At 47.6% G+C, this 26061-nt stretch carries 27 protein-coding genes; 13 read left to right on the top strand and 14 right to left on the bottom strand.

From position 1 onward, the window contains the following. Positions 1–9 precede the first annotated feature (9 nt). Together M1L52_RS00630 and M1L52_RS00625 are read right to left on the bottom strand one after the other, a co-directional pair. Positions 10–1413, bottom strand: coding sequence for an aminopeptidase C (locus M1L52_RS00630; protein WP_248612902.1), 1404 nt, complete (start codon positions 1411–1413; stop codon positions 10–12). Between the two features lie 67 nt (positions 1414–1480). Continuing rightward, positions 1481–2395 carry an endonuclease/exonuclease/phosphatase family protein gene (locus M1L52_RS00625; RefSeq protein ID WP_248612901.1) on the bottom strand — a complete coding sequence of 305 codons (915 nt, stop codon included), beginning with the start codon at positions 2393–2395 and terminating at the stop codon, positions 1481–1483. 57 nt (positions 2396–2452) lie between these two features. On the opposite strand from M1L52_RS00625, the gene M1L52_RS00620 reads away from it, so the two are divergent. Beyond that, the gene (locus tag M1L52_RS00620) at positions 2453–4522 is read left to right on the top strand and encodes a TonB-dependent receptor plug domain-containing protein (protein ID WP_248612900.1); all 2070 of its coding nucleotides are present in this window, start codon (positions 2453–2455) and stop codon (positions 4520–4522) included. A gap of 34 nt (positions 4523–4556) precedes the next feature. Then, positions 4557–5444, top strand: a complete 888-nt coding sequence (locus M1L52_RS00615) for a DUF4249 family protein (RefSeq protein WP_248612899.1) — start codon at positions 4557–4559, stop codon at positions 5442–5444. Positions 5445–5465: 21 nt separating this feature from the next. Here the strand turns inward: M1L52_RS00615 and M1L52_RS00610 are convergent, their stop codons facing one another. Further along, a complete protein-coding gene (locus M1L52_RS00610) occupies positions 5466–6992 on the bottom strand; it encodes a glutamine synthetase family protein (RefSeq protein ID WP_248612898.1) in 1527 nt (508 codons plus the stop codon). Positions 6993–7108: 116 nt separating this feature from the next. Between M1L52_RS00610 and M1L52_RS00605 the strand changes: the two genes are divergently transcribed. Beyond that, positions 7109–7570: a hypothetical protein gene (locus tag M1L52_RS00605; RefSeq protein ID WP_248612897.1), complete on the top strand. Its 462-nt coding sequence runs from the start codon at positions 7109–7111 to the stop codon at positions 7568–7570. Positions 7571–7582: 12 nt separating this feature from the next. Here M1L52_RS00605 and M1L52_RS00600 read toward each other — a convergent pair whose 3' ends face one another. Together M1L52_RS00600 and M1L52_RS00595 are read right to left on the bottom strand one after the other, a co-directional pair. Continuing rightward, on the bottom strand, positions 7583–8209 hold the full coding sequence (locus tag M1L52_RS00600; protein ID WP_248612896.1) for a helix-turn-helix domain-containing protein: 627 nt from the start codon (positions 8207–8209) through the stop codon (positions 7583–7585). Between the two features lie 20 nt (positions 8210–8229). Next, positions 8230–9354, bottom strand: a complete 1125-nt coding sequence (locus M1L52_RS00595; protein ID WP_248612895.1) for a hypothetical protein — start codon at positions 9352–9354, stop codon at positions 8230–8232. A gap of 119 nt (positions 9355–9473) precedes the next feature. Here M1L52_RS00595 and M1L52_RS00590 point away from each other — a divergent pair, with 119 nt between their 5' ends. From M1L52_RS00590 to M1L52_RS00570, 5 genes are all read left to right on the top strand, one after another. Next, the gene (locus M1L52_RS00590; protein WP_248612894.1) at positions 9474–10031 is read left to right on the top strand and encodes a sugar O-acetyltransferase; all 558 of its coding nucleotides are present in this window, start codon (positions 9474–9476) and stop codon (positions 10029–10031) included. Positions 10032–10298: 267 nt separating this feature from the next. Then, on the top strand, positions 10299–10442 hold the full coding sequence (locus tag M1L52_RS00585; protein ID WP_248612893.1) for a LexA family protein: 144 nt from the start codon (positions 10299–10301) through the stop codon (positions 10440–10442). Then, a complete protein-coding gene (locus M1L52_RS00580) occupies positions 10439–11044 on the top strand; it encodes a DNA-directed RNA polymerase subunit alpha C-terminal domain-containing protein (RefSeq protein ID WP_248612892.1) in 606 nt (201 codons plus the stop codon). Before M1L52_RS00585 ends, M1L52_RS00580 begins: the two co-directional genes overlap by 4 nt. Before the next feature lie 8 nt (positions 11045–11052). Beyond that, the gene (locus M1L52_RS00575) at positions 11053–11271 is read left to right on the top strand and encodes a hypothetical protein (RefSeq protein WP_248612891.1); all 219 of its coding nucleotides are present in this window, start codon (positions 11053–11055) and stop codon (positions 11269–11271) included. A gap of 10 nt (positions 11272–11281) precedes the next feature. Further along, positions 11282–12502: a DUF3883 domain-containing protein gene (locus M1L52_RS00570; RefSeq protein WP_248612890.1), complete on the top strand. Its 1221-nt coding sequence runs from the start codon at positions 11282–11284 to the stop codon at positions 12500–12502. A gap of 182 nt (positions 12503–12684) precedes the next feature. Here M1L52_RS00570 and M1L52_RS00565 read toward each other — a convergent pair whose 3' ends face one another. The 3 genes from M1L52_RS00565 to M1L52_RS00555 are packed head-to-tail and all read right to left on the bottom strand — an operon-like array spanning position 12685 to position 16245. Further along, complete coding sequence (locus M1L52_RS00565; RefSeq protein ID WP_248612889.1) at positions 12685–13719, bottom strand: tyrosine-type recombinase/integrase; 1035 nt, start codon at positions 13717–13719, stop codon at positions 12685–12687. Then, positions 13706–14407, bottom strand: coding sequence for a tyrosine-type recombinase/integrase (locus M1L52_RS00560; RefSeq protein WP_262917962.1), 702 nt, complete (start codon positions 14405–14407; stop codon positions 13706–13708). Before M1L52_RS00560 ends, M1L52_RS00565 begins: the two co-directional genes overlap by 14 nt. After that, the gene (locus tag M1L52_RS00555) at positions 14302–16245 is read right to left on the bottom strand and encodes a tyrosine-type recombinase/integrase (RefSeq protein ID WP_248612888.1); all 1944 of its coding nucleotides are present in this window, start codon (positions 16243–16245) and stop codon (positions 14302–14304) included. The genes M1L52_RS00560 and M1L52_RS00555 overlap by 106 nt, the downstream gene beginning before the upstream one ends. Positions 16246–16418: 173 nt before the next feature. Between M1L52_RS00555 and M1L52_RS00550 the strand changes: the two genes are divergently transcribed. The 3 genes from M1L52_RS00550 to M1L52_RS00545 all read left to right on the top strand — a co-directional run bounded on the left by M1L52_RS00550 (position 16419) and on the right by M1L52_RS00545 (position 18424). Continuing rightward, a complete protein-coding gene (locus M1L52_RS00550) occupies positions 16419–17714 on the top strand; it encodes a Y-family DNA polymerase (RefSeq protein WP_410896762.1) in 1296 nt (431 codons plus the stop codon). 150 nt (positions 17715–17864) lie between these two features. Then, positions 17865–17993 (top strand): hypothetical protein, encoded by a 129-nt coding sequence (locus tag M1L52_RS16335; protein WP_262917923.1) that lies wholly within the window; start codon positions 17865–17867, stop codon positions 17991–17993. A 32-nt stretch (positions 17994–18025) separates the two neighbouring features. Next, on the top strand, positions 18026–18424 hold the full coding sequence (locus tag M1L52_RS00545) for a hypothetical protein (protein ID WP_248612886.1): 399 nt from the start codon (positions 18026–18028) through the stop codon (positions 18422–18424). Between the two features lie 1588 nt (positions 18425–20012). Here the strand turns inward: M1L52_RS00545 and M1L52_RS00540 are convergent. Then, positions 20013–20318, bottom strand: a complete 306-nt coding sequence (locus tag M1L52_RS00540; RefSeq protein WP_248612885.1) for a TIGR04076 family protein — start codon at positions 20316–20318, stop codon at positions 20013–20015. A 10-nt stretch (positions 20319–20328) separates the two neighbouring features. Beyond that, a complete protein-coding gene (locus M1L52_RS16510) occupies positions 20329–20643 on the bottom strand; it encodes an MATE family efflux transporter (protein WP_410896761.1) in 315 nt (104 codons plus the stop codon). A gap of 140 nt (positions 20644–20783) precedes the next feature. Between M1L52_RS16510 and M1L52_RS00530 the strand changes: the two genes are divergently transcribed. After that, complete coding sequence (locus M1L52_RS00530) at positions 20784–21464, top strand: hypothetical protein (protein ID WP_248612884.1); 681 nt, start codon at positions 20784–20786, stop codon at positions 21462–21464. Further along, the gene (locus tag M1L52_RS00525; protein ID WP_248612883.1) at positions 21434–22171 is read left to right on the top strand and encodes an SDR family NAD(P)-dependent oxidoreductase; all 738 of its coding nucleotides are present in this window, start codon (positions 21434–21436) and stop codon (positions 22169–22171) included. Before M1L52_RS00530 ends, M1L52_RS00525 begins: the two co-directional genes overlap by 31 nt. On the opposite strand, the gene M1L52_RS00520 is transcribed toward M1L52_RS00525, so the two are convergent. Genes M1L52_RS00520 through M1L52_RS00505 form a run of 4 tightly spaced genes read right to left on the bottom strand, consistent with a single transcriptional unit; the run spans position 22130 to position 25999 of the window. Then, the gene (locus M1L52_RS00520; RefSeq protein WP_248612882.1) at positions 22130–23536 is read right to left on the bottom strand and encodes an aldo/keto reductase; all 1407 of its coding nucleotides are present in this window, start codon (positions 23534–23536) and stop codon (positions 22130–22132) included. The two genes, M1L52_RS00525 and M1L52_RS00520, sit on opposite strands and share 42 nt — an antisense overlap. A gap of 19 nt (positions 23537–23555) precedes the next feature. Then, the gene (locus M1L52_RS00515) at positions 23556–25049 is read right to left on the bottom strand and encodes a 4Fe-4S binding protein (RefSeq protein ID WP_248612881.1); all 1494 of its coding nucleotides are present in this window, start codon (positions 25047–25049) and stop codon (positions 23556–23558) included. Between the two features lie 18 nt (positions 25050–25067). Then, a complete protein-coding gene (gene tatC, locus M1L52_RS00510) occupies positions 25068–25814 on the bottom strand; it encodes a twin-arginine translocase subunit TatC (RefSeq protein WP_248612880.1) in 747 nt (248 codons plus the stop codon). After that, positions 25811–25999: a twin-arginine translocase TatA/TatE family subunit gene (locus M1L52_RS00505; protein WP_248614546.1), complete on the bottom strand. Its 189-nt coding sequence runs from the start codon at positions 25997–25999 to the stop codon at positions 25811–25813. The genes tatC and M1L52_RS00505 overlap by 4 nt, the downstream gene beginning before the upstream one ends. Positions 26000–26061: the final 62 nt, after the last annotated feature.

The raw sequence follows: 26061 nt of genomic DNA, 5'->3' as shown, positions 1-26061 counted from the left end.
TCGAATGGACTATTCGTCGAACTGGAACAATGGGTCTTCCGGCATTACCATTACTGGCTGTGTCTGGAAGGCCTTCATTATTTTCTCGGGCACATATTCGTTGGGCACTACCAGTCGGAACATGAACTCACGGAACCAGCGGTCGGTCATGATCATGCAACCCTGCTGTCCCCATGATGAGCCCCATGAGTTCTCAACCTTCCATTTCTTTGCCTTGCCCTTGCTGTCAAGATCTACTGCCGTGAGCGTCATGGCGTGGGTAGAGCCGCTGTCGAATGTCGCTATTCTGTCGGCCTTCGACATGCTGAACGTGGTGCCGAAGAGTGAGCCGTAGTCGAAGTTCTCAAGGTCGGCATATCCGCGTTTGCGGTCGAGGAACTTTGCCACGTCATAGCTTGAGTAGAGCTTGCGTCCGTCCTTAAGAGCTGCTATTGCCATCTGCTCTATGTCGTCCATAGGCAGGTTCAAGTACTTCCAGTTGTGTCCGTCGTAGGTATGGCGGTCATACTCCACCTCGTAGGTCTTATAGTATTCGCGTCGTGGGTCGTTCATCACCATTATGAAGGTGCCGTTGAGATTCTTGCCTACGGTCTCTTTGTAGAACGACAGTGGTGTGTATTCCTTTGCTTCGCCTACAGCCTTTCCGTTGCTGTCCTTGAAGGCGTATGTGAACTTCGTAGGAGGATTGCCAATGGTGAACTGCAGCATGTGGTATATCTGACTCAGCATGCGTGTCTTTGCCTTCTCCAGTGCACTTCCCTTCTTTCCCTTCTGCACCATCTCACGCAGCTGCAGACCATATTCGCGCAGCTTTGATGCTACGAGAGCCCTTGCTCGGTTGGTGTTGTCGCTCGAGAACGTCTCTGGCATCACCTCTGCTGGCACCAGTCCGTACTTGTCAGCCAAGTCAGCCACGCCACAGAATGTGCCACCGTCTCCAATGGGGTAGTGGAAGAAGAACTGTACTCGCTGGTCGTCAATAGGTTTTGTGCCTGTGTCTATGACGCCTTGCAGCATGAGGTTTGCTTTCTCCAGCTGATCCCAGAAGAAAAGGTATGCCTGTGAGAAACTCACTGTCAGCGAGTCTGTGCGCTTCTGGAAGTCGCCGCGCAGCACGTTCATTCCGCTGAACATCCAGCAGCGTCCCGACTGCTTCTGGTCGGTTATTGTCTGTTTCTTCGTCTCCACACTGAAGTAGGTGTCCAGCTCGCCTGAGTTAGCGTGACTGCGTGTCAGGTCATCAATTGAGTTGCCTGCCACTGCGTTCATGAGCACCTGTCCAGCGCCCTCTATCTTCTGCTCTTTCTGTATCTCTCGCAGCATCTGTTCGCTGATGCCGCCTTCTTTTGCCGTCTGTGCCGATGTCGTAAGTGCCATCGCCAGCATGCTTGTGATAATGATTGTCTGTTTCATGTTTGTCTGTATGTATTTCTTTTCGGTTACAAAAGTAGTGAAAAAACGCGATAAAAGCAAATATATACTATAATAATCGGATGACGAGCGGCAGATGGTCGCTGAATCCGTTTTTGTTGTATCTGAATCCTGTGAAGCTGCGTCGCGGTCGTCTGCCACCATAGACAGGCTCTTCTTCCAACAGGAACGGCGCATCGTTGATATATACATCTTTCAGTCTTGGCAGCAGAGGTGCTGATAGTAGGAAGTGGTCGAGTGAATGCCATTCCCCATTGTATCGGTATGTGCCCTTTGCTGTTCCATGGCAGCCCTTGGCATTGTGGCTGATGTTCGTCAGTCCACATCGCTCCAGATACTTCATTGCCTCGCTGTCGGCATAGTCGTTAAAGTCGCCTGTTACGATGACGTTGCTTCCTCTCAGAGGTTCCATAGCCTTTATTAGCGTCTTCGCCACCTGCATGCGGTAAGGTCGTGAAGCTTTCTCGCCACCATAGCGGCTTGGAGCGTGAACAACGAACAGGTGAAGCGTGTCAAGTTTCTGTGTCACACCTTTTACATAAAGTATGTCGCGCGTGGGTCGCATGTCTTTCAGCGGCTCCACCTCAATGTAGTCGTAGCACAGCGGTAAGAACCTCATGGGTTGATAGAGCAGCGCCACGTCTATGCCGCGAACGTCGGGCGACTCTGTCATCAGGTACTCGTAGCCGGCATTGCGAAGCAGCGAGCGGCGCGTGAGGTCGTGAATCACCGTATCGTTCTCTACCTCGCAGAGAGCCACTATGTCGGGAAGATCGTCTGAACACGATAATATCTCCTGACCTATATGGTTCAGCTTCGTCCAGTATTTGGTGCGTGTCCAGTGACGGCCGCCCTCAGGCGTGAACTCCGTGTCCTGTTTCAGGGAGTCATGCCTGCAGTCGAAGAGATTCTCGCAGTTAAGCTCTACAAACGTGAGAAAAACAGACAAAAATAGTGATAGCATGTCGTAAATAGTATATTCCTTTGGCAAAAATATAAATTAATCGTAACTTTGCAGCCGATGAAAAGAATGTTTTTCCTTTTTTTAGCATTTCCATCCCTATGTTGTAATGCTCAGAGCGAGCATGTGGAGATGAACGACACGTTGCAGGAGGTGACGGTGACGTCGCGTTCGGCCATGAAACGTGTGGAGGAAACCCAGATAGGTGTTGAGAAAATAGAGATGGCCACCCTTGCGAAGGTGCCGGCATTGTTTGGCGAGCGCGACATAATAAAAGGCATACAGCTGCTGCCTGGCGTCAAGAGCGAGGGCGACGGAGCCGGAGGCTATCAGGTGCGTGGCGGCACGGCAGCCCAGAACCTCATACTCCTCGATGGTGCGACCATATACAATGCAGGCCATTTGATGGGCCTTTTCTCTACGTTCAACGACGATGCCATGGGCAATGCGTCGCTCTATAAAGGCCTCGTGCCGGCGCAGTTGGGCGGAGGCACCTCATCGGTGTTGGATATCGACACCCGTCCTGGCGACATGCAGCGCTATCACTATGGCGGAACCATTGGCCTGCTGTCGGCAAAGTTGCAGGCCGAGGGTCCTATAAAGAAAGGTCAGTCGTCGTTTCTCTTCGCCGGTCGCCGTTCCTATATGGACCTGTTCCTTCTTGGCACTGAGGACTATAAAGACAATACGCTGAACTACTACGACTGTAACATGCGACTGAACTTCCGCCTTACGCCGAAGGACTTCCTTGCTGTGTCGTTCTTCCATGGGCGTGACAATATGGGCATCGACGAGCTGATGGACATGAAGTGGGGCAACACTGCTGCTACAGTCAACTGGCTTCACACTTTTGGCGACCACCACTATGCAAACACAAACCTCATCTATAGTGATTTCAACGATGATGTTGGCATTGAGATTTTCAACACACGCTACAGGATGAAAGGCTACATACGCCACCTTACGCTGAACCACAGTCAGGTATTGGAGGTGACTGAGACTAACAAGCTGAACTATGGTCTTGAGTCCACCTACCTGCAACTTAAATCGGCGGAGTGGGACATCAACCTGCTGCATGAGAAAGAGTCGCGTAAGGCATGGACCAGTGCCCTTTGGCTCAACGATGAGTGGAAGATAGGTCGTGCGCTGGAGCTTTCGGCAGGTATGCGACTCCATCTGTTCAGCGTCCTTGGAGGTTCTCCCTATTATGATATTGATTTCAATGGTGACATACAGTCCACCATTAATCCTGCGAGTGGCAGTTTTATCAAAACCTATGCCGACCTTGAGCCGCGAGTGAGCGTTAAGGTTCCCTTGGGTCGCCATAACAGCCTGAAATTCGGCTATAGCCGTACCTCTCAGGATATACATGCCATACGTGCAGGCTCTATGTCCATGCCTTTCGACCGCTATACCATGACCAGTAACATTGTGAAGCCCGAACAGGCTGACCAAGTGGCTCTTGGGTGGGCGGGCATCACTGCCGACGGCTCTTACGACTTCTCTGTCGAGACCTATTATAAGGACATACGCAATGTCTATGACTATCGCGATGGTAAGTCGTTCTATTCCGAGATTGAGATTGAACGACTCCTCCTTGGTGGCAAGGGACGTGCCTATGGCTTGGAGCTCTGTGCCCATAAGAACAAGGGCAGGCTTACGGGCTGGGTGAGCTACACTCTGTCGTGGTCGGAGAACAAGATCGACGGCATCAATGGCGGCAGGTGGTACACCGCATCCAACGACCGTCGTCACGACATTGCCATTGTAGGAATGTATCAGTTGTCTAGACGGTGGGAGTTCTCAGGAGTGTGGCGCTATAACACTGGTCAGGCGCTCACGGCTCCGAGTGCGAAATATGAGGTCGATGGCACCACCTATTATTACTATGCTGAGCGCAACGGCTATCGTGCGCCTGCCTATCATCGCCTGGATATCAGCGCCACCCACACCACCGTGGGCAAGCGCTTCACCCGTCAGTGGGCTTTCGGTGTCTATAATGCCTATTGCCGTTATAACCCTTATGTCATCAGCTTTGAGAACGACGACGATGCACCATCTGGAACAAAAGCCATTCAGACATCGCTCTTCGGCATAATACCGTCGGTATCGTTCACACTTAAGTGGTAACCACGCTTTGTAAAACAAGAAGAATCAAACAGAGATGAAAAGAATGTTTTTCTTTAGATATAGCCTTTTAGCATTGCTCTTTGTGGCAGCCCTCACCTCCTGTCAGAAGGAGATAACCATTGACTACCACGAGGTGGCGCCGCTGGTCATGATTGAGGGGCGCGTGTCCAACGAAGGCACCAATGTGCTTGTCACCCGCACACGTTCTATGAACGACTCCGTTCAGGGCGAGTGCATCGTCGGGGCTAACGTTACTGTAACTACCGACGACGGCGTTAGCCATACCATTGCCTACAACCCATCTAAGCGTTGCTACAGTAGCGCCCTCTTCGGCATACCAGGTCAGTCCTATCGTCTGTCCGTAACTCTTGATGGCCATTGCTACGAGGCTACATCCACTATGCCCCTTCCTGCAAAGATAAAGACGGCAGGCTTTCTCTGGGAGACCATTCTCGAAGAGCGCTTCCTTGTCTATGAGGTCTGGGCAGAAGACCCTCAGCCTGGCGTTCGCAACCAGTTTCGCTATCGCGTGGACCGCTCATCGGCCCATCCGCGTCTAAAAGGCAAGAAGTCGCAGCGCAGAGCCTATCGCAGCGGCACTTTCGAAGACCGTGGCCATCCCAACGGACTCATCTTCAATGACGTGCTCTGTATGAGTGAGAAGATGTCGAAAGAGACAAAGGAGGATGACGAGGACTGGGAGCACCTGTTGCAAGAAGGTGACACCATAAGATACAGTCTCATGACCCTTGACCTTCCTGTCTATGAGTATTTCCGTTCATTATCAGCAGGACAGGGCAATGGTGCCAACCCAAAGAGCAACATCAGTGGTGGCTGTCTCGGCTATTTCTCAGCATGCAGCATTACGTATGCCGAAACAGTCATCTATCGTGCTTCGGATGTTGTAGATGTAAGTAAATAAGCTTCTCTTGTAGTTTTTCCTTTATCCGCACTGGAAGTATTTCTCCACGAGCTTGAGAATCTCTTCCGGCTTTACCTCTGTATCCTTGCGCAGGGTGGTATCTTCAAAACTGCGTAGCTGAGCTATAATGCCGTCTATCATGGCAGGTGAGAACACACCATGCTCCTCGAAGACGCTGCGTTGACGTTCCAGACATTCTGCCGAAGCCACGCACGAGTCGGGCAACTGTGCCAGCTGTGCCAGTCGGTCTGCATTCTTTGCGTCGTGTATGTTCACGTTCACGTAGGTCTTCTCTGCCATCTCCAGCGCGTCTGCCATCTCGAAGCCGTGACGGCATGCCACACACAGACCTGCCAACAGTTGGTAGAGGTCTGCCGATCCGTCTGGTGAGCGCATCTCCACGGTCTGTTTATTCAGTTTAGAGTTTAGAGCGTAGAGCGTAGAGTTCTTAGTCGCCTCCTCCAATGGGTTGGCTAGTGCGCACATGTCTGAGTCTGCAGCCCATCCTAATGGCACGCGTACCAGTACCGAGCGGTTGCGGTCGCCCCAGCAAACGTTTGTCGGCGCTTCCTGATGAGGCACCAGTCGGAAGTAGCTCGTTGGGTTCTTGTTGCCGAAAGCCGTTATCGACGGTGCCAGGTCCATCATGCCGGCAATCATGCGACGTGCACTCTCTGAGAGCACACCATTGCTCAGCATCTGGTTCTCTCCGTCCTTGGTCATTCTCATGTGTATGTGCAGTCCGCTGCCAGCCTTGCCGGTAGTGATCTTTGGCGCGAATGTCACGTCGTAGCCGTACTCGTAGGCGAGGTTACGTATCACCCATTTGGCAAGCATCAGCTGGTCGGCAGCCTGCTCCACTGGTACAGGCAGAAACTCTATCTCGTTCTGTTCATAGGTCTTGCCGTTGAGCGAGAAATTTCCCACCTCCGAGTGTCCGTATTTTATCTGTCCGCCAGTCTGGGCTATGTACTTCATACACTGCGTGCGGAAGCCGCTGGTCTTCGCGTAGGGTGCCGACTCGTGATATCCGCGCTGGTCTATGGCAGGGAACATCTCCTCCTGTTCAGCTATGACATAGTACTCCAGTTCGCCCATTGCCTCAAACTCGAAGCCTGTCACCTTGCGGAAGGCCTCTGCTGCCTTTCGAAGTGTTTGCTCAGGTGCACTTGCCAGTGGCTGACCGTCTTTGTCGAAGAATGAGCAGAGCATGGTCAGCGTAGGAATCTCGGCAAACGGGTCGAGGAACGCCGTGCGGAACCGTGGTAGCACATAGAGGTCGCTGCTTCCTGCCTGTATGAAAGAGAAGAGACTGCTGCCATCCACTCGTTCGCCACAGGTAAGTATGGTGTTCAGATACTGCAGGTCGGTTATTACGAAGTTTAGCGTCTTCAGCTTTCCGTCGCCACCCGGGTACATGAAGTTCACCATGCGGATGTCGTTCTCGCAGATGTAACGAACTATGTCTGCCATTGTAAACATTGATGCGGGTTTCTGCAGGAAAGCCACCAAGGGGTTGGCACTATATGCCAGATTGTTTGTGTCCATAGTATTGGTTTTTAATTAACGTTTTTCAGATATTTTGCAAAAATAGAGAATATTATTCAATCCGCAAAGTTTTTTCTGCATTTCTTTGTACTTTTGCAGCAGAAACTCAAATCCGAATGATGAAAAGACTCCCTCATCCCCTTGTGTCGGCCATTCCGTTGGTGGTGCTGATAGGCCTTCTGGCTATGGTTATTGCTCTGTTTGGCAGCGACTCGCTCAGTGGCGGCAGTCAGGTTTCGCTTTTGGCGGCAATGGCTGTGTGCGTGTTTATCTCAATGGTGTTCTATCGTGAGCCTTGGAAATCGTTCGAGCAGCAGATAGAGAAGACGGTGGGTGGTGTTGCCATCATGATACTTATTCTTCTGACGGTGGGCATGCTGTCTGGTTCGTGGATGATTAGCGGTGTGGTGCCCACACTGATATATTATGGTGTTCAGCTGTTGTCTCCCCAGTTCTTCTTAGTCTGTGCCTGTGTAATCTGTGCGCTTTATTGCTTCTTCAATATCCTTAGTCCGCTGATGACCATCCTCGTGGCAGCCCTGGGATGGAAAATCAAGAATCGAAGAGACGTCTCCTGACACATCGATTCATCACTTCTGGCAAAACAGGAAATGTTGGTTGATATATTCGCATCTCACATTACCGAAACGGATGAGACGTGCCAGTAGTGTGATGACCTTATGACGTGGAAGGTGCGAACTGCGAACAGTCTGATTGAGTGACTGTTGCTCTTGCAATATGTCAAGCAATAGCCGGATCTCGTCGTTATAGGTAAGAATTGCACCTTGCTGCTTCTGTGATTCGCGCCAAAGAGCAAGATGAACGGGTGATGCAACGATGTTCTCATCCTTTATGCGAATATAGGCACGTTTGCATCCCTCTTCGTTCAGTGCACAAATAGGACGGTTGGCGGAAGGCGGAACGGTGGCAATTACGATGGTCCTGCCATCTACATGATATGTGTCGAACTTAATGCTTGCCTCTGGCTTGCAGAATTTGTATGCAGCTTGGTGCATCATGTAAATCTCCTCCTCGCTTCTTACTCCCGATAGATGACCATCATCACGTACTCCAATGAGCAGGCGACCACCATCGGTGTTGGCAAAAGCCGAAACCGTCTTTGCCAGTTTGCATGCATCGGCTACACGATATTTGAAGTCTTGCTGTTGGTGCTCGCCTTCACTTATTATGCTGAGTAAATAATGCTTGTCGTCCATATGGATGGTAGGTGCCAGACTCAAAATGAGAAGTAAGGTGTATTAGCAATTTCTTCTGCAAGGCGGTTCAGTTTTAGACACTGCTCGCGCGAAATAGTCTTTCGTTGCATGTGATAATCCCAAGGACTTATTTGTAGTAGTCGGCCTTCCGAACAGGCAGTGAAAGACTCACCAGCAGGCTTGTATAACTCTGGAAAACCGTTTTCTCGAAGATAGATAAGTCTATAGCCGCGATTCATAGCTTCGCGCATCACCTCTTTTTCTCTTGTCGCAATTGCTGCACTTATCAACACACCGCCTTCCTCTGCGATGGCGAGCCATTTTGCCTTATACATCTCAAACTCAGCGTCGCTATAGCCACTGTGAACGATGACAGCAGCCTTGTCGGGTATGTTTAGCAAGAAGCGATTACCTACAGATTGACACGACCACTCGCCTATATTCAGCTGATGTCTAACGATAAAATAATCGGGGTGCTGGCGTTTGATGGCCAGTCGGCGTGGGTTGTCGTCAAGATAGCGCTTCCAGTTCTCCAACTGGCCAGGGCGAAGCAGAATCTTGTCGCAGTAGCCTTTCTCGAAAAGAAGAGGGCGAGCGGCTGTAGATGCTAAGCCTGCTGGAGAAACAGCAGGAACAGGAGCCGTCTCCGTTCCTTTCGCTTCTCCGAGAGCCTCCGTTCCCTTCGCTTCGCCAAGAGTCCCCGTTCCCTTCGCATCTCCGAAGGGACTAAGCCCCCACCAAGCCCTTGTGCACCCTGTCTTAAATCCACGAACCACCTGCCCCAGATCCTTCCCCTCGGGCATCTTCCCCTTCACCCTGACGATTATGTGGAGATGGTCGGGCATGATGCAGAGCTTCCAAACTTCCACCATCGGGTAGAAAGCAGAGACCTTCTTTATTTCAATGTCACGAATAGCCTTACCCAGAGGTGACAGAACCACCCTCGGCTCGCTCTCGCTGCCCAAGGGCGCAAGGCCGTCGCCTTGCAGCGTGCCGAATAGGGGCTGGCGTCCTTCCGTGACAAGTGTCAGCATGTAGGTTCCCTTGTCGCTGTAATTATGACAAGGGAGGCGCCGCTTCATGTTGTGCTTAATATCATCGACTTGTATGCCGGCTTTCTCGGCTTCTTCACGACTTCTTGACATGCCGCAAAGATACAGCCTTTTCTCGAAAAATCCAACAATTATAAGAAAAAAGGCGGTTTTCTTTTGTTCGTTGTGCGCTTATTTGTAACTTTGCTGCGATTATTACATTACTGAATACAATGACGGAAAAAGAGAAAATGCTGGCAGGAGAGGTCTATTCGGCCGTTGACCCGGAATTGTTGAAAGAGCTGAACATGGTGAAGGATATTATTCATGAATATAACATGCTTCGCCCGTCTGATTTTGCATCACGTCTGTCTATACTTAAAAGGCTTTTGGGCCATGTTGGTGACGATAAGGTTTTCATTAACCAGCCTTTCTTCTGCGACTATGGTAAGCAGATCAGCGTGGGCAAGCGTTTCTTTGCCAACTTCAATTTCGTTGTGCTCGACGAGGCTCCTGTCACCATTGGCGACGACTGTTTTATTGGTCCTAACGTCAGCATCTATACTGCATGTCACAGCACCGACCCAGTGGAGCGCAACACCCGTCAGGAGTGGGCAAAGCCAGTCACCATCGGCGATAACGTGTGGATTGGCGGTAGCGTAACCATCCTGCCAGGTGTCACCATTGGCGATAATGTCACCATCGGCGCAGGTAGCGTCGTTGTAAAGGACATCCCATCTAATTGTGTGGCAGTGGGCAATCCCTGCAAAGTAATAAAGTCCTTATTGTGATGACAGATAGTCCCTATTCCTGCCGATTACGATGGAGTAGGGGAAAAAGGCACGAAATTCGCCTTTTACCTGTAATCTTTTACATTGAGTCACCCCTGACTCCTTAAACAGAAAATAGCCCCGAATCACGGCCAGAACTACAATCTGGCATAGATAAGGAACTATTTTCATCTGCAAAGGTACAAACTTTTCGCTAACAAGCGAAATGACGCAATTTTAAATGCATAACTTGTCGTTGTTCGCTAGAAATGTCAGGTACCAGTCCCAATGATAGAGACACACAAGAAGGACGGCTATATCGAATTACGTCCAGCCAACCCCGATTATCCTGTGTTCAAGGTAGATGATCCTAACGAGTTTCAGGTGTGGGGTACTGTTATTCATTTAATTAGAACATTCGAAAAGATATGAAACAAGAACACGAGAATAATTTTGAAAAGCTCAGAGAGCAAACCAGACAAATTAGCGAACTGAGTAAACAACTGGAAACGATGCGGAAAGAAACACTAGCCGCATTGATTATTGATAACGCTTTCAACGAGGCAAGACAACGTGCTTTCGAGAACATGAAGGTGTCACCAGATGCCGTCCGTGATGAAATACGCTTTATGCGTGAAATCCTTGATGAGTTCTGCGACCAGTTCTTGACAGATATAACCAAGAATGACAAACTGTATTCGAGGGTCATCCTGAATGAGCACAAGTATTTCGAGTACTGGCTGGAGCATCCTGAGTTGAAAGAAGTGCCTCTTAGCCCTGACGTAATGAAGATACTGGGACAGAGAACTTATGGGCTAGATCTCCCTACCCGTATTATGAACTGTCTGAGGGTTCTCGATATTGATTACGTATTCGAGTTAGTAGATAAGTCCCCCAAAGACTTCTTGGTATATCGAAACATGGGAGCAAAGTCCATGAAACAGCTGACAGATTACGTGGAAGCTTTGGGCTTCTGCTTCGAATACAAGATCCGCTATTCGGAGAAAGACAGACAGTATTACACACTTAAATAGTTAGCCGTATGAAGAAAATGGTATTTGGGCTTCTGGCAATTACACTCCCTATGTTTGTAAGTTGGGTGACGATGAACCTGTCCCACTGTCACCTCGTCACACAGTTTCCAGAAGAAAAAGAACATCACCTGTACCCTAAGATACAGGCAAATATAAAGTCTGCCTCGCTGCGTATAACAATAACAGGTGATACGACGTGGGCAGGTACAACAACAATATATTTCTAAACAGATAAAGATGAAAGACCTAAAGCCATATATTAACGCCTATATCTCAAATTGGGATTATATAAGCAATCTCGAAGATTATAAATGGGAAGCTATAAAGCATTTCCAAAACACATTCCATGTCGAGGGGTCAATCACTTCACGCACCATTCAAGGTCTATCTAAGCATGTTAATCTTCTCGATTCACAAACATACTATCCTTTGGGTATGCTGATTGAAGTTTCCAAAGAGAAACAAGATGTTACTGACAAGTTGCTGACAAACCTCTTCGATGAAACTATACCCCTAAAAGAAAGAGCGATTGCTTATATGTCTGGCTTTGACAAGTTGGTAAAGACAATGGCAGACGAGGGTCATAGCGATTGGAAAGGGCGCGATAATTTACAATCTTTTCAGGATATTCATGCCGTCTCTGTTTATTTGGCTCTGCACTACCCCAAGGCGCATTATATATACAAGTTCAGCATATTCCAGACATTTGCAAGCATGGTGGAGTATAAGCGTAAAGAGACGGGCAAGGTTGATCGATTTATTGAGTTCTATAGTCTCTGCGAAGAAGTCAAGAAAGAACTTCTGAAGGAAAAAGAGTTTATTGCAGAATACAATAAATGGATGCTTTCGCATAGCTATACAGACGAGAACTATAACCTATTGACTCAGGATTTCATCTATGCTGTTGCCAGATACTTTAATAACAACGCCTATACCAAGTCAGATAAGAAGAAACCTATTGTAAGTAGCAGTCCCAAAGTGATAGAAGCTTCTCAGTTCTCCCATGTTGATGAAAGTTTCTCTGGGGAGTTCAAGGCAGTTAAAGGTGTTGACTATGCCAAGAAAGATGAAATATTCAGAGGCATTGGACTACTAGGTGAAGAATGGGCTGTAATCTATGAGAAAGAGCGATTGAGCAAACTTGGCATCTCACACTCTGTCATTCACACTTCAATAGAAGAAGGTGATGGGAAGGGTTATGACATAGAATCTGTAGAGGACGATGGCATTACCCCAAGATATATTGAGGTGAAAACCACAACAGGAGGTGTTGGTCAGCCTTTCTACTTCACTTCCAATGAACTATTCTACAGTGAACTTAACAAGGAACATTACTACGTTTACAGGATTTACAATTTCAAGAGTGCTACCAGGCAAGCAGATTTACTAATAATTCATGGTAGCCTTAAAGAGCTGAACGGAAAACCTGTAAGCTATAAAGTGTCCCTAAAGGAATAATACTTATGTACGGCATCATTGACTGTGATAACTGTTATTCCGAATAATTCTTTATTCCGAATTGTCTGAAAAAGTAATTCTGCATTTACTCAGTTTACAAGATTAATTCGGAATAACATAATAGTAAAATAGCCATCTTTTCAGTTTCTGGGATAGGGACCCCCTAATGGTAAACAGCCATCCTAAAGACCTAATAATCCTCTTAGTCCTCCTTGTATTTTATATTTCTTGGGCTGGTCAAGAGGCATATATTCCCTTTTTCTTAAGGCTGTTTCCAACTCTTCACGACTTATCCCAAGATATACACGGGTCGTTTCGAGACTGGCATGGCCAAGATATTCTGAAATCATGGCGATGTTTATCCCGTCCATGAACCAATGCGTTGCTGCGGAATGGCGAATCTGATGACTATGCATCTTCAAGGGTATTTCCGGACAGGTCTTATGTGCAGTGTAGGAAATGGCGTATAGTCTGGTGTTCACTGCATCAGCGGACATCTTTTCCGTTCGGCCCTTATGGCTTGAATGGAACAGATATGTCTTAGCATCATACGGAATAGAGAAATATGCAATATATGCCTTGAGTGTGTTCACGGTTTTCTCAGAAAGTATGAGGCAACGGTCTTTATTACCTTTTCCTTTGACAATGACATAGGGGGATCCGTGGTCCAGTATGAGGTCGCAAGTCTTAACGGACAGGACTTCACCGACTCTACAGCCTGTGTCATACATGAATGAGAAAAGTGCATAGTCGCGCTTTCCTGCTATAGTGTTGCAATCAATACTGGCAAAAAATGCTTTCATCGCCACTTTACTCAGAGGTGCGACGACTTTGCCTCTTCCGTGAGAAATCATCGGTATCTCGCAGGACTCTATGTACCTTTTCGCATATGCTATATCACGGGACTGAAGATATTTCAGGAGTGACCTTATCACTGTTAGCCTGTGATCCCTCGTACGGCGACTGCATGGTTTCCCTCCACGTCCATTTTGTAACCAGATCAGCCAGCTTTCCACAGTCTCACGGCTAAAACATATATCACTAAAACTGTCGACTGTGACAGATTTCTTTTCTTCCAAATATTCCACATAGAGGCGCATTACCTGCTTGTATGACATAACTGTTTGGACAGAATATCCACATGTCTTGGGAATATATACTTTCAGCCAAAGGTCTATATGACTGACAAGTTCTTTTGCTTGCTTAGATATTTTCATCGCTGTAAAAGTTTGAACGGTCTAATAATATGTCATTGAAAGTCTCAGCCTTGGCAGCCTTTATGTGCTCGGCCATCTTCGGGGTAAAATTGTAATAATACATCGTCATTTTGAAACTCGCATGCCCCATGCTTCTTGACAAGTAGGCAATGTGCTTGTTGAACAGTGCAGAATCAGCAGGGAGGCCATTGATGTTCTCTGTGGCATATCGATGTCTGAAATCATAGGCCACGGCATGTTCTTTGTTAAATTCATACCAACATTTTTGGAAATTGTAATCAACCCATTTCACGCTATGGTGCTCGTCTGTGGAAGTCGGGAAAAAGCACTTCCTTTTTGGTACGAGTCTCTCTATAGCTTTATCATATTCCATAAGCATTTTAAGCATTGAAGGATGGAGGGCCACCCGGTGCTCCACATACCCTTTCGTATGCCTGACATTGATGATGCCGTTTTTTAAATCCACGTCCTTTGTGTCAAGCAGACGTGCCTCAAATGTTCTCAGCCCGGAGGAGAGCAATAGCAAGAAATATATGGGCAGAGATAGTTTTGTGATTTCTGATTCAGGAGAGTCCTTAATTGTCAGGTGAGATAGCGAGAAAAAGAAATTGCACAGTTCGGATTCCGTAAATGCATGGGGCTTCTCAGCAGAGTCTCTGTCTTCGGTCTTGTCGTAAGGACAGGACAACAAAACGTCCCATATCCCCTTCTATGGAGAAACTTGAGAAATGTACGTAACTCACTTACCCTCTTTGCTTTGGTACAGGCATTCTCCGAACTTTTCTGCATGCACCATCCGTCAATGATTTCCTGACAGAGATCTTTGCTGTCAGGAAAATTCACAAGACAGAATCTGTCGAAGTCATACAAATGATAGGATGCATAATAAGTGGGACTCCCCTTACATGTTTTCTTGTAATCCATGTATTCAAGGATATAAGGAGCGGCACAGCTGACAGGTATGGCATTCAAGAATTGCTTCTTTTTTGTCGGGACCTCATTGTTTGGAACAGTTGGTACATCGCATCCTCCCTCATGTAGGTATCGCAGGAAGCCTCTGATGCCTTGTATCCTGTGTTTGTAATAGTCTGCTGATTCTTTGGGAAAGGGTTGCATCCATAATCTAAGGATCTCAAACATACTGTTACCAATGCTCGTATCACATTCTTGGCAGAAGCTATCAAACGAGTGAAAAGCAATGTTCTTCAGATATGACCATTTGCAGGAATTGAAAGATTCTTGCCGGTATTGCGTGAGTATCTCGGAGAATCTGCATTTGAATGGCTCCATTGTAGGTAATACTTTAATGTAAGAACTGATGTCTAAAGCACACCCCCTCAAATTCTCAATATCTGCATCTATATATGGATTCAGGGATTCCAAGCTCACATGCCCCATCAGTTCACGGACAGTGTTCCTTTCTACATCATTCTCTATCAATGAAAGTGCAAAAGAATGTCTCATTGTATGTAGTCCTTGATTCCGCCCTGTTTCCTGTCTAATGCCAGTCTTTTTAAATATGTCACGAGCAATGTGTGAGATGCGTTTATGCTTTTGTCCACAGTAGGGCTTATTCGTTTCCACAAAGATGTTGTCTGTATTACATGTCGGACGTTCCGACAGTATATAGTCCGCGATGGCATTGCCGATGACCGATAACAGTGGAATTCGTATTTCTGTTCCCGTCTTTTGTTGGACGAACCGAATCTCCTCCTTATCTACATCCACGTCTTCGAATCTTAAATTGCTGATGTCACTCGCCCTCATTCCCATATAGAATGCCAGCATACCAATAGCCCTTTCCTTATAGGTCAGTGGCGTTTCTTCGCCGTTAAGACTTGCTGCTAAAATGTTGCACTCTTCCTTTGTAATGTAGTCAAACAGCTTTCTTTTGTGGGGGAATTCCGGAATCTTTGCCAAGAGCCTATGACACTCACCATTCGGATACATTGCTTGACAAATTGTCAATACCCGCATAACATGTCGGCTCACATGATAGCTGTTATGTCTTCCATACCTATCTCCAAAAACGGTTCGCACCATATATTCCGAAATTTCGTCCAAATCCTTCGCTCCCAAACGCTGGATATCCAGCAACAGAGATGCCATGCAGCCAGCCATTGTTTGGATACTACCTTCTTTGATTCGTCCTTCCTCTCGCTCCTTCTTGACGTATCTGTCTATCAACAATTTGAATTCAGGAGAAAGTTTGTCATAAGCTTTGGGGGATAAAGTAAACATACAGAGTTTACCCGTGTCAGGAAAGAAAATACCCTCTTCTTCAAAAGCCTTGAAATGACCAATTAAACGACGGTAGTCACGAATAGAATCTTTCTTGTAAGGACGTCGGGCCATCAATGCAGAATAGGCCTTCTCATAGGTATTCAAACTCTTGTCATTTTCGACGATATCAAATAAACTCTTGGCTACATACTGATACTTCCCTATATAACCATCACCATAATTCCTTGCCCTTAGCTTTTCATAGAAAGTGGGAAGGAGAATTTTCAATTTTTCTATATCCATAATCTTCTAAAATAAAGTGGTTAATATATAAACGCTTAACTAACTTTATTAGCATAAGGATTAGAAGAATAATGAAATCAAGATTGTTTATTCCGAATAGATTTCGTAGAAGTTTGCTATCTACAACACAGTAAATACTCAAATTCAGAATAACGAATTATTCGGAATAACAATTGTTATTGATAATTAGTAATAATAACTGCTACGTTTCATGTGAGCGTGTCTTTCGGCCAGACTTGGAGGGCAAGCCTGTTGTTGTATTGAGCAATAACGACGGATGTGTAGTGGCTCGCAGTAATGAAGCCAAGAAGATGGGAATAAAGGCTGGGATACCATATTTCCAGTTAGCCCAACAGTTCCCAAACCAGAAGATAGCTGTATTCTCTTCCAACTATGAGCTTTATGGAGAATTGACAGGGCGTATAGTCAGCCTTATCAGCCAAGAAGTTCCTGCATATTTCCGCTATAGTATCGACGAGTGTTTTATCTACCTCGACGGCATGGAGCATTTGGACTTGAAAAAATGGGGCGAGGATTTACATAAGAAGATTAAGCAGTATGTGGGTATGCCTGTCAGTATTGGTCTGGCTCCAAACAAGACTCTCGCTAAGATGGCCTCACACTTTGCAAAGAAGTACCAGGGCTACCGTCACTGCTGCATGATTGACAATGATGAGAAGCGGATCAAGGCTCTTAAACTGTACCCGATTGATGAAGTTTGGGACATCGGGAGAAGATATGCAGCCAAACTTGAAGCCTTGGGTGTAAAGACGGCTTATGACTTTGCGGCTCATCATGGCGATTGGGTCAAGCTGACCTTCAATAACATTGTCATTCAAAGAACGTGGCGAGAGTTGAACGGTGAGGACAGTGTGCCGAATGAGGAAATGGCAAAGAAGAAAAGTATCTGTACCAGTAGGAGCTTTAACGGCATGATTAGTGACTATGATACACTGCGCACACAGGTTTCCAATTATGCTGCAAGGTGTGCTGAGAAACTGAGGCAGCAAAAAACTGTTGCCTCCATTGTTGGTGTGTTTGTCAATACCAATGCCTTTAGAGAGGATCTTGCACAGTATTGGAATTTCCAGGAGCAACGGTTGATAACGCCTACCAGTTCTTCAATAACCATCATTGAAACAGCCAATGAGGTGCTAAAGAAAATCTATAGGCAGGGCTATCAGTATAAGAAAGCCGGTGTGATAGTGATGGGCATTGATGCTGATTCTCCAATACAGCAGGACTTGTTCGACATCAATGCTGAACAGTTCCAGAAGATGAAACGGCTTGATGAAGTGATAGATAGGATTAACAGGATGCAGGGAAGCGAGACGATAGTGCTTGGTTCTCAACAGTACACGAGGAAAGACGGCAAGGGCAAGGCAGATGTTTTCGCCAATGCCATCAAGCACGATTTCAAGAGTCCATCACCAACAACAAGGTGGAGCGATATAATTAAACTCAAATAAAATGCGACAAAGGAAAAGTGCAATACATAATAACGGCATCTAATTTACGAGAATGATTTATTGAAACAATAAGATTAAGATAATAAAACAGGGCTTTTCCCGTTATTATAATAGACTTTTGGGGTCATGAAAAAATGATAAAGGGTGACGATGAATGAACTGTCCCACTGTCACATGGAATGGCTGTCCTTCTTGGTACATGACTACGGTGTTTCTGCTGAATGGCTGTTGTGTGGCAACGGACAGATGTTCCGTGATTCCGTCATAGATTCGATATGAGACGTTTTTTATTCTTTTATGTATATATGTATATGAAGAGACTTTTTACAATCATGGTGGCCGCTGTTTGCCTTGCATCCTGTGGAGGCGGTGACGGTGACGATGCGCCAAATCCTGCAGAACAGAAAGCAGCCTACAACAGGCAGGCCATTATCGGGAAGTGGGTCAACAGGTATTCCGCTCCAGAGGGAACAAACGACTTCAAGGAGGTTGCAGACCACGACACCTTGCAGTTCTTCACCGATGGCACATACCGATGGGCCTATGAGAAATCCGCTATCTCTGGAACAGGCAACTACTCCGTTGACGATGTATATCTGAAAACTCGTACCTTGGTGTATTACATTTCCTTCGGCAGTGACTACATGAAACTTGATGAGGTTGGCTTCAGGCTGTCTGGTAAGAGTTACAGGTACTATCGTTTCCAGTAATATCGCGCACGCGCACGTATATTTGTTTGTTTGTAGAGTTATGACTGAAAGGAATAACTATACATATATATATTCTTTAGTTGTGGACGTTTGCTGGACGTTTGTTGGACGCTTTTAGCCTCGCTGTCCTTCGGGAAGCCTTTGTTTAGAGCCTACTGAAAAAGTCCAATATGTTAATTTGATTAACGATTGTACTCTCGGACGGGACATTGGGGAAAGTCAATTTGTTACATATTATTAACACTAAATAATTGTGTATTTCGCTGATTTTTAGTATCTTATCAGAAAATTTCTGCTATGCTTGGAGATTACAGACAAACTAGTTTCAGTGAATATTCACGCATCTATGACATACTCATCCCGCGTGACCACATATTTCGTCGCATGAATGAGGAGATTGACTTCTCCTTTGTCCGCAAACGTGACACAGGTACGTTGACACTTTGTAGATTTACGTCACATTGATACGTGAGCACTTGGGCTATAAGGCCAAAATAATTTCTACTATTGTAGATTTCAATGGTTGTTTGTCGGTAGGTCTTGGCTATAAGGCCAAAATAATTTTTACTATTGTATATGCCAGCACTTTGGCATATTTAAGTGTCGGCTATAAGGCCCAAATAATCTTATATTTTGTGGCTTTTGTGTCAGCACTCATACTCTCCTGACACACAGAAAACACCAAAATGAAGTTGTATTCTTTATGTCTTCAATCGATTCCCAAGAAGGGAATGTCCTGTTCTCAGTAAGGGAACGTTCTTGAAAGTATAGCGTGTTGAAAAATAAGCGCTTCTTGTTGATGAACATCGAACAGTTTTATTTCGTGTTCTGTTTTTTGTTGACTCTTTAACGAAAGTGCCCCATCCCTCCCGTCGGATGGCGCTGAGCCCTTTAAATAAAGGGATTCCGCGAATTTCATCCCTCCCGTCACCCCTCCCATGACCCTCCCGTCACCCCTCCCATCACCCCTCCCATCACACATTTTTTTACATGCATTCTAAGATTCGGTTCTTCTTCATTTCATAAACATATAATTGCCGTTAATTTAACCATTAATTATCATTAACTCAACTTTCGCATATATAAAAACTACCACAGATTTCACAGATTACATGGATTCTGCTGCATATTACAGCGACTAAAGCCGCGATTAAGTGCGATTTTACAGATTGCTTCGCGCAGCTAATCGCAACTTTAGTTGCAGTAATCGAAATAAAAATCTCATCATAGTGCGCAGCCATAATCTGTAAAATCTGTGAAATCTGCGGTCTTTAACAACTTGAGAAACTTTAGTCATTAATTGCTTCGCAGTATAATATTAGCCACCCACTTGCCTTGTAAAAGAATTAATGTCAATTAATGACTTAATTACATGACAATTAATGTCGAAAATATTCTGTTTGATTTGGTTAGATTTGTTTAATTTCTCGCCGCAGGCGACTCCATTTGCTTTAGTGCTCCTTGGGGCAGCGTTCGGCGACGAAGTTATGGGAGGGTTATGGGAGGGATTAAAAAAATCCCTCCCGTGCTCAAACCCTTTATACATCGGCGTTTCCAGCGATTATGGGAGGGATGAGGGATTCTTCCGCTACTCTTTTATCACTTCAATGTAGAAGCTAAACGGACGGAAGCCGTCGTTGCAGCTTATCATGGCACTCATGGGGTTTTTCATCCAACCATCGTAGAAGTTGCCCTCGCCACGCGCCAATGACTCCACAAACTCACGCATGGAGCTCCATGCCGATGGACACATGCCTTCGGGCTGTTGTCCGTCGATGGAGATCCACTGCTGCCCCTCCCTGACATCGCAGGTGTGTTCGATTGGATTCTCATATTTCGCCATCAGGTCTTTATAGACTGTCTGTCTAACGGCTGTTATTAGTACTTTGTTCATATCATTTTTTTTATTTCACGAATCCTTTGTTGCGCCATTTCCCTGAGCGCCAGCGGCGCATGAGGATGATGCCGCGTATGTTCTCGTCGAGGGCGAAACCTATCCACATGCCCACAAGTCCATAGCCAAGCGGAATGCCGATGACATAGCTCAGTCCCACGGCGATGCTCCACTGGTTGTCCAGTCCCACCGCCGCCACGCTGTTGTCGCTGTAGCGACTCAGCATCACGGTGTCCACAGCACGCAGCAGCATAACCAGTGCCATCTCGATAAACACTGGTATGGTGAGCACTTTCAGTTGTTTCTTCAGGGATTGTTCAGCCATGACTATCTGTTTGGGGGAGCCAAAGGTACGAATAAGCGAGAACAATACAAAACAAAAACCCTTTTTTGTTTCTTTTTGCGTCCCGCTAGTAGCGATTGACGTTACATATTTTTTTCGAAAATTTGGTTTATTGACAAACAATGATTAATTTTGCTGCCATGATGGAGAAAAATGATTTTCAAGCAGCACTGGAACGGTGGGCTGAGACAATAGAACGGATAAGAACGTCGGCACACGAGCTGCACGACAGCGTGAACCAGAAGTATGGTAAGGACCTGCCCTATGGCTATCATCTCGATATGGTGGCTGAGGAGGCTCGTGCCTTTGGACACCTGGTGTGTGCACGGGAAGAGGACGTGGTGCCGATGATGTTTGGAGCCTACTATCATGACAGCATTGAGGACGCACGCCTGACATATAACGATGTGATGAAGGTGGCACGAACATTTATGGACACCGATCAGGCGCTGATGGCAACGGAGATAGTCTATGCGCTGACAAACGACAAGGGACGCACTCGCGACGAGCGGGCAGGAGAGAAGTACTATGCCGGTATAAGGAGCACGCCCTACGCACCGTTCATGAAGCTCTGCGACCGTGTGGCAAACATCACTTTCTCGTGTTCAGGAAAGGATGCTGACAACCAGCGCATGAAAGAGGTGTATAAGAAAGAGGTGCCACACTTCCTTCAGGAGATAAATCCGCATAGCAGCGACATAAGGTTTGCTGTGCCGGCAGACCTGGTGGAACAGTTGGCAGAACAGCTTATTGACGAATTGATGCGTGAGGAATGGGAACAGGAAATGATAAAAGGGCTGTAGTGGTAGGTGCCTCGTCGGGCATAGGCCGCGAAGTGGCTCTGTTGTTGCTGGAGCGTGGCTACACAGTCGGTGTGGCAGCGCGTCGCGAGGACAGGCTTATGGAACTGAAGGATGCCTATGGCGACAGGGTGGTGGTGAGCGCCATAGATGTTACTGCACAGGACGCTGCCCAACGACTACGCGAGCTGATAGGACGCCTCGGCGGCATGGATCTTTATTTCCATGCCTCGGGTATAGGCAAGCAGAACCGCGAGCTGAAGGAGGACATAGAGCTGCGTACTGTTGAGACTAACGGCATGGGCTTCACAAGGATGATTGGTGAGGCTTATCGCTATTTTGCAGAGCAGGGTGGAGGACATATTGCTGCCATATCGTCGATAGCAGGAACGAAAGGGCTGGGACCGGCACCATCATACTCGGCAACGAAAGCCATGCAGAACGTTTATCTACAGGCGCTGGAGCAGCAGGCTCGCCAGCGTGGACTGAAGATAAGGTTTACTGATATACGCCCAGGTTTTGTGGACACAGCCCTGCTTGACGGCGACTTCCACTATCCCATGATGCTGAAGCCGAAAAAAGTGGCGCTCGACATTCTCAAAGCTATAGAACATCGGCGCCACGTTGTAGTTATAGACTGGAAATACCGCCTGCTGACGGCACTCTGGTCATGCCTCCCTCGATGGGTCTGGCGTAGGATTCCGCTTTAAATCCTCAATCATCTGGTCGAGCTTATGCAGCTCGCGGGGAATACGAATCTTTTGAGGGCAATGAGGTTCACACTGGCCACAGCCTATGCAGTGGTCGGCCTGACGATTGCGTGGCACCGTGCGGTCAAGGCTGATGAGGAAGTTGCGACGATGCTGGCGATAGTCGGGGTCGCCAACGGCCTGTGGCAGGAGACCTTCGTTCTTGCACTTGTTGTAATGAACGAAGATACCAGGGATGTCAACACCGTAAGGACATGGCATGCAATATTTGCAGTCGTTGCAGGGTATGTTCTCAAGACCAAAGATCTTGTTGGCAATATCGGTGTGCAGATAGTCCATCTCGGTATCGTTGAGAGGCTTCAGCGGACAGTAACTGAGAAGGTTGTCCTTCAGGTGCTCCATGTAGGTCATGCCGCTGAGAACGGTAAGCACGCCTTCGGGAGTGCCGGCATAGCGGAAAGCCCATGATGCGACAGAGCGCTCAGGGTCGCGCCGCTTTAGGTCGTTGACTATGTACTGGGGCAGCTTCGCAAGGCGTCCGCCAAGCAGCGGCTCCATGATGACAGCTGGTATGCCAACCTTCTGCAGCTCAGCATAGAGGTAGCTGGCATCGACATTGCGCGAGTTAATCTCGTTGGCGAAGTTCCAGTCAAGGTAGTTGAGCTCTATCTGCACGAAGTCCCAGTGGTAGAGGTCGTGCATGGCAAGCACCTGGTCGAACACATTCTTATAGCCATGGAACGAGAACCCGAGGTTGCGTATGCGGCCTGCCTCGCGCTCTTTCACGAGGAAGTCCATGAGTCCGTTGTCAACATAGCGGGCGTTGAACTCATCGATGCCGCCACCAATGGCATGAAGCAGATAGTAGTCGATATAATCAACCTGCAACTGCTTCAGCGAGTTCTTGTACATGGCAATGCTCGCCTCGCGGCTATGGGTCGATGGGTGGAAGTTGGACAGCTTCGTGGCAACGAAATACTCGCTGCGCTTATGACGACTGAGGGCAATGCCTGTGCATGCCTCTGACTTGCCCTGACAATAGACGGGCGACGTGTCGAAATAGTTAACACCGTGCTCAATGGCATAGTCAACCTGACGGTTTATCATGTCCTGGTCGAACTCCTGGTCGTTGTCAACCTTGGTAGGCAGGCGCATCATGCCATAGCCAAGAAGTGACACTTCTTCGCCTTTGAGGTTCTTGCGATAGGTCATCTGGCCTACGGGTGGCTCCACCTGTTGCTTGTATTCGTCAACGGCCTGCTGTGCCGCCTTGTCCTTGCCTGTACATGCAGCTATCAGCGAGGCTGCTGTTCCTGCTCCGAAAATTTTCAGGAACGATCGGCGTGATATGTTGTCTTGTTTCATAGAGGTGAGAGGTAAGAGGTTAGAGGTGAGAATGAACTTCGTGGCCTTCCACGTAGATGGCTGAGAATGGACGTGCCGGACAAACGTACTCGCAGGTACCGCAGCCTATGCAGGCCGCTTCGTTGACAGCGGGAACGTAGGGCGACTCCTCGTCGTTCTCGTCGAGTGGCACCATCTCAATGGCTCCCGACGGACAGTGGCGGGCGCAGTTGCCACACTCTACGCCATCGGTGATGGGCACACAGTTCTTCTTAATCCAAACGGCATGACCAATCTGGATGCTCGACTTCTCGTCGAGGTCGATAGGCTTGATGGCTCCTGCTGGACATACCTCTGAGCAGCGATGACACTCAGGACGGCAATAGCCGCGCTCGTAGCTCATCACGGGCTGCATGAGGTGCATGAGGTCGGTGGATGGACGGAGCACGTCGTTAGGACACTCTGATACACAGAGCTGACAGCCTGTGCAGTGCTGCGCCAGGTTCTGTGCCGACAGCGAGCCTGGAGGCGTGAGCGGTGTCTGACGCTCAGGCGCCACCTTGTCCTCAAGGTCGGTATATCCTCCGTCGAAGATCTTGTCCTTCTGAGCTATGGCTGCCGTAGAGGCGAGCAGGGCTGAAGACAGAAGGAAAGAACGGCGAGATTTGTCGGTGGAGGACTGGTCGTTCTGAGTGTTCTGAGAATTCAGATTATGCAGACGAGAAAAGTCATAGCGTAGCGCTCCAAAATTACAACTGCTGATGCAGTCGCCGCAGACCACGCAGCGCGAGTAGTCAATGCTGTGGTTCTTGAAATCTATGCATGCTGCCTTACAGTTCTTTGTGCAGAGTGAGCAGTTGCGGCATTTCTCTGTGTCGAAGTGAATCTTCAGGAAAGAGAAACGGCTCAGGAAGCTTAGCAGCGTGCCTACTGGACAGATAGTGTTACAATAGGTGCGTCCGTTGCGCCATGCAAGAACAACAAGCAGCGTGAGGGTGAGGGCTGCTATGATGAGCACAGGCAGCGATTTCATCCATACATCTACGGAATAGAACGCATAGCTATCATAGCGCTCGGCTATAGATGCAAGGACGTTGTTGCCCATCTTCCATAGTGGTTGGAAGAGCATCGTCATGATGCGTCCGAAGGCAGAGTAGGGCGCCAGCAGGTCGAACACTACGCTGATGCCAGCTAATAAAGACACGACGAAGGCAATGAACACTGGGTAGCGCAGCCATTTCTTCTCGGAAGAATAGGTGTAATGGTTCTTCTTCGCCTTCTTGCCAAACCATCCGAAGAGATCCTGAAGGATGCCTAACGGACAGATGACGGAACAGTAGATGCGTCCGCAGATGAGTGTCAGCACCACAAGGAAGGCCACTGCAGCAAAGTTAAGCGCAAGTATGGCTTCCAGTGCCTGGGCTTTCGCCATCCACCCGAACCAATGGTGGGCAGTGCCTGTGAAGTCGAGGAAAAGCAATGATAGTCCGACAAGGAATACCGTTGCAAACACGATTCTGATTGTTCTAAGCATAAAGTATTGTTTAGTTGTTTATTTTCTTACAAGTAGGATGCTCACTTCATAGAGCATCCAGATGGGCAATGCCACGATGAAAAGCGTGAAGGCATCGGTGGTGGGAGTGATGATGGCCGAAGCTATCAGAATGGTTACGATGGCATGGCGGCGGAAACGCTTCATGAGACCGCGGTTGATGATGCCGAGACGTCCGAGGATGGCACAGACGACAGGTAGTTCGAAGACGATGCCCATGATGAAGCTCATGCCTATGAGCGTGTCGATATAGCTCTGAAGCGTGAGCATGTTGGCCACGTCGGCGCTCACCTGATAGGTGCCAAGGAAACGTACTGTCAAGGGAAAGATGATGAAATAGTCGATGAGGGTGCCGAGGATGAACATCACGTAGGCCGATGCTGTAATCCATACGGCGGCCTTCCGCTCCTGCCGGTAAAGACCTGGTGCTATGAAGCCGAACAGCTGATAGAGCACGTAGGGCGATGCCACGAGCAGACCTGTGTAGAGAGCCACGCGCATGTGAGTCATGAACTGCTCGGTGAGTCCGATGTTCATAAGCTGGATGACGAACGGCTCAATGCCCATGAGACGATAGGTAACGAAGTCGCTCGTGTGAGGTGCCAGTACTATGGCAAACAGCTCATCTTTCAGGCAAAAAGCGGCAATGGCAGCAACCGCCACTACAGCAAGTGAACGGATGATGCAAGAGCGCAGCTCGTCGAGATGCTCCCAAAACGTGGCGGTCTGTTGCAGTTCGTCAGTCATTCCTTCTCTTCGCTCTTTTCTGTGTCGTCGATTCCTTTCATGCCGTCCTTGAAACTCTTAACGCCTTTGCCGAGGCCGCTCATAAGTTCGGGAATCTTCTTGCCTCCGAAAAGCAGCAGTACGATGATGGCAATGACTACAATCTCAGGCAGTCCCAATCCGCCGATAAGTAATAGCTGTGAAATGTACATAATGAGTGTTGAGGTTTGTTTAGTCTTATTGTCTTGTAGGATTATACTCCGCAAAG

Source organism: Prevotella sp. E13-27, assembly GCF_023217965.1.
GTDB lineage: Bacteria > Bacteroidota > Bacteroidia > Bacteroidales > Bacteroidaceae > Prevotella.
The sequence above is the reverse complement of the archived record's forward strand: the minus strand, read 5'-3'. Positions and strand labels throughout refer to the sequence as shown.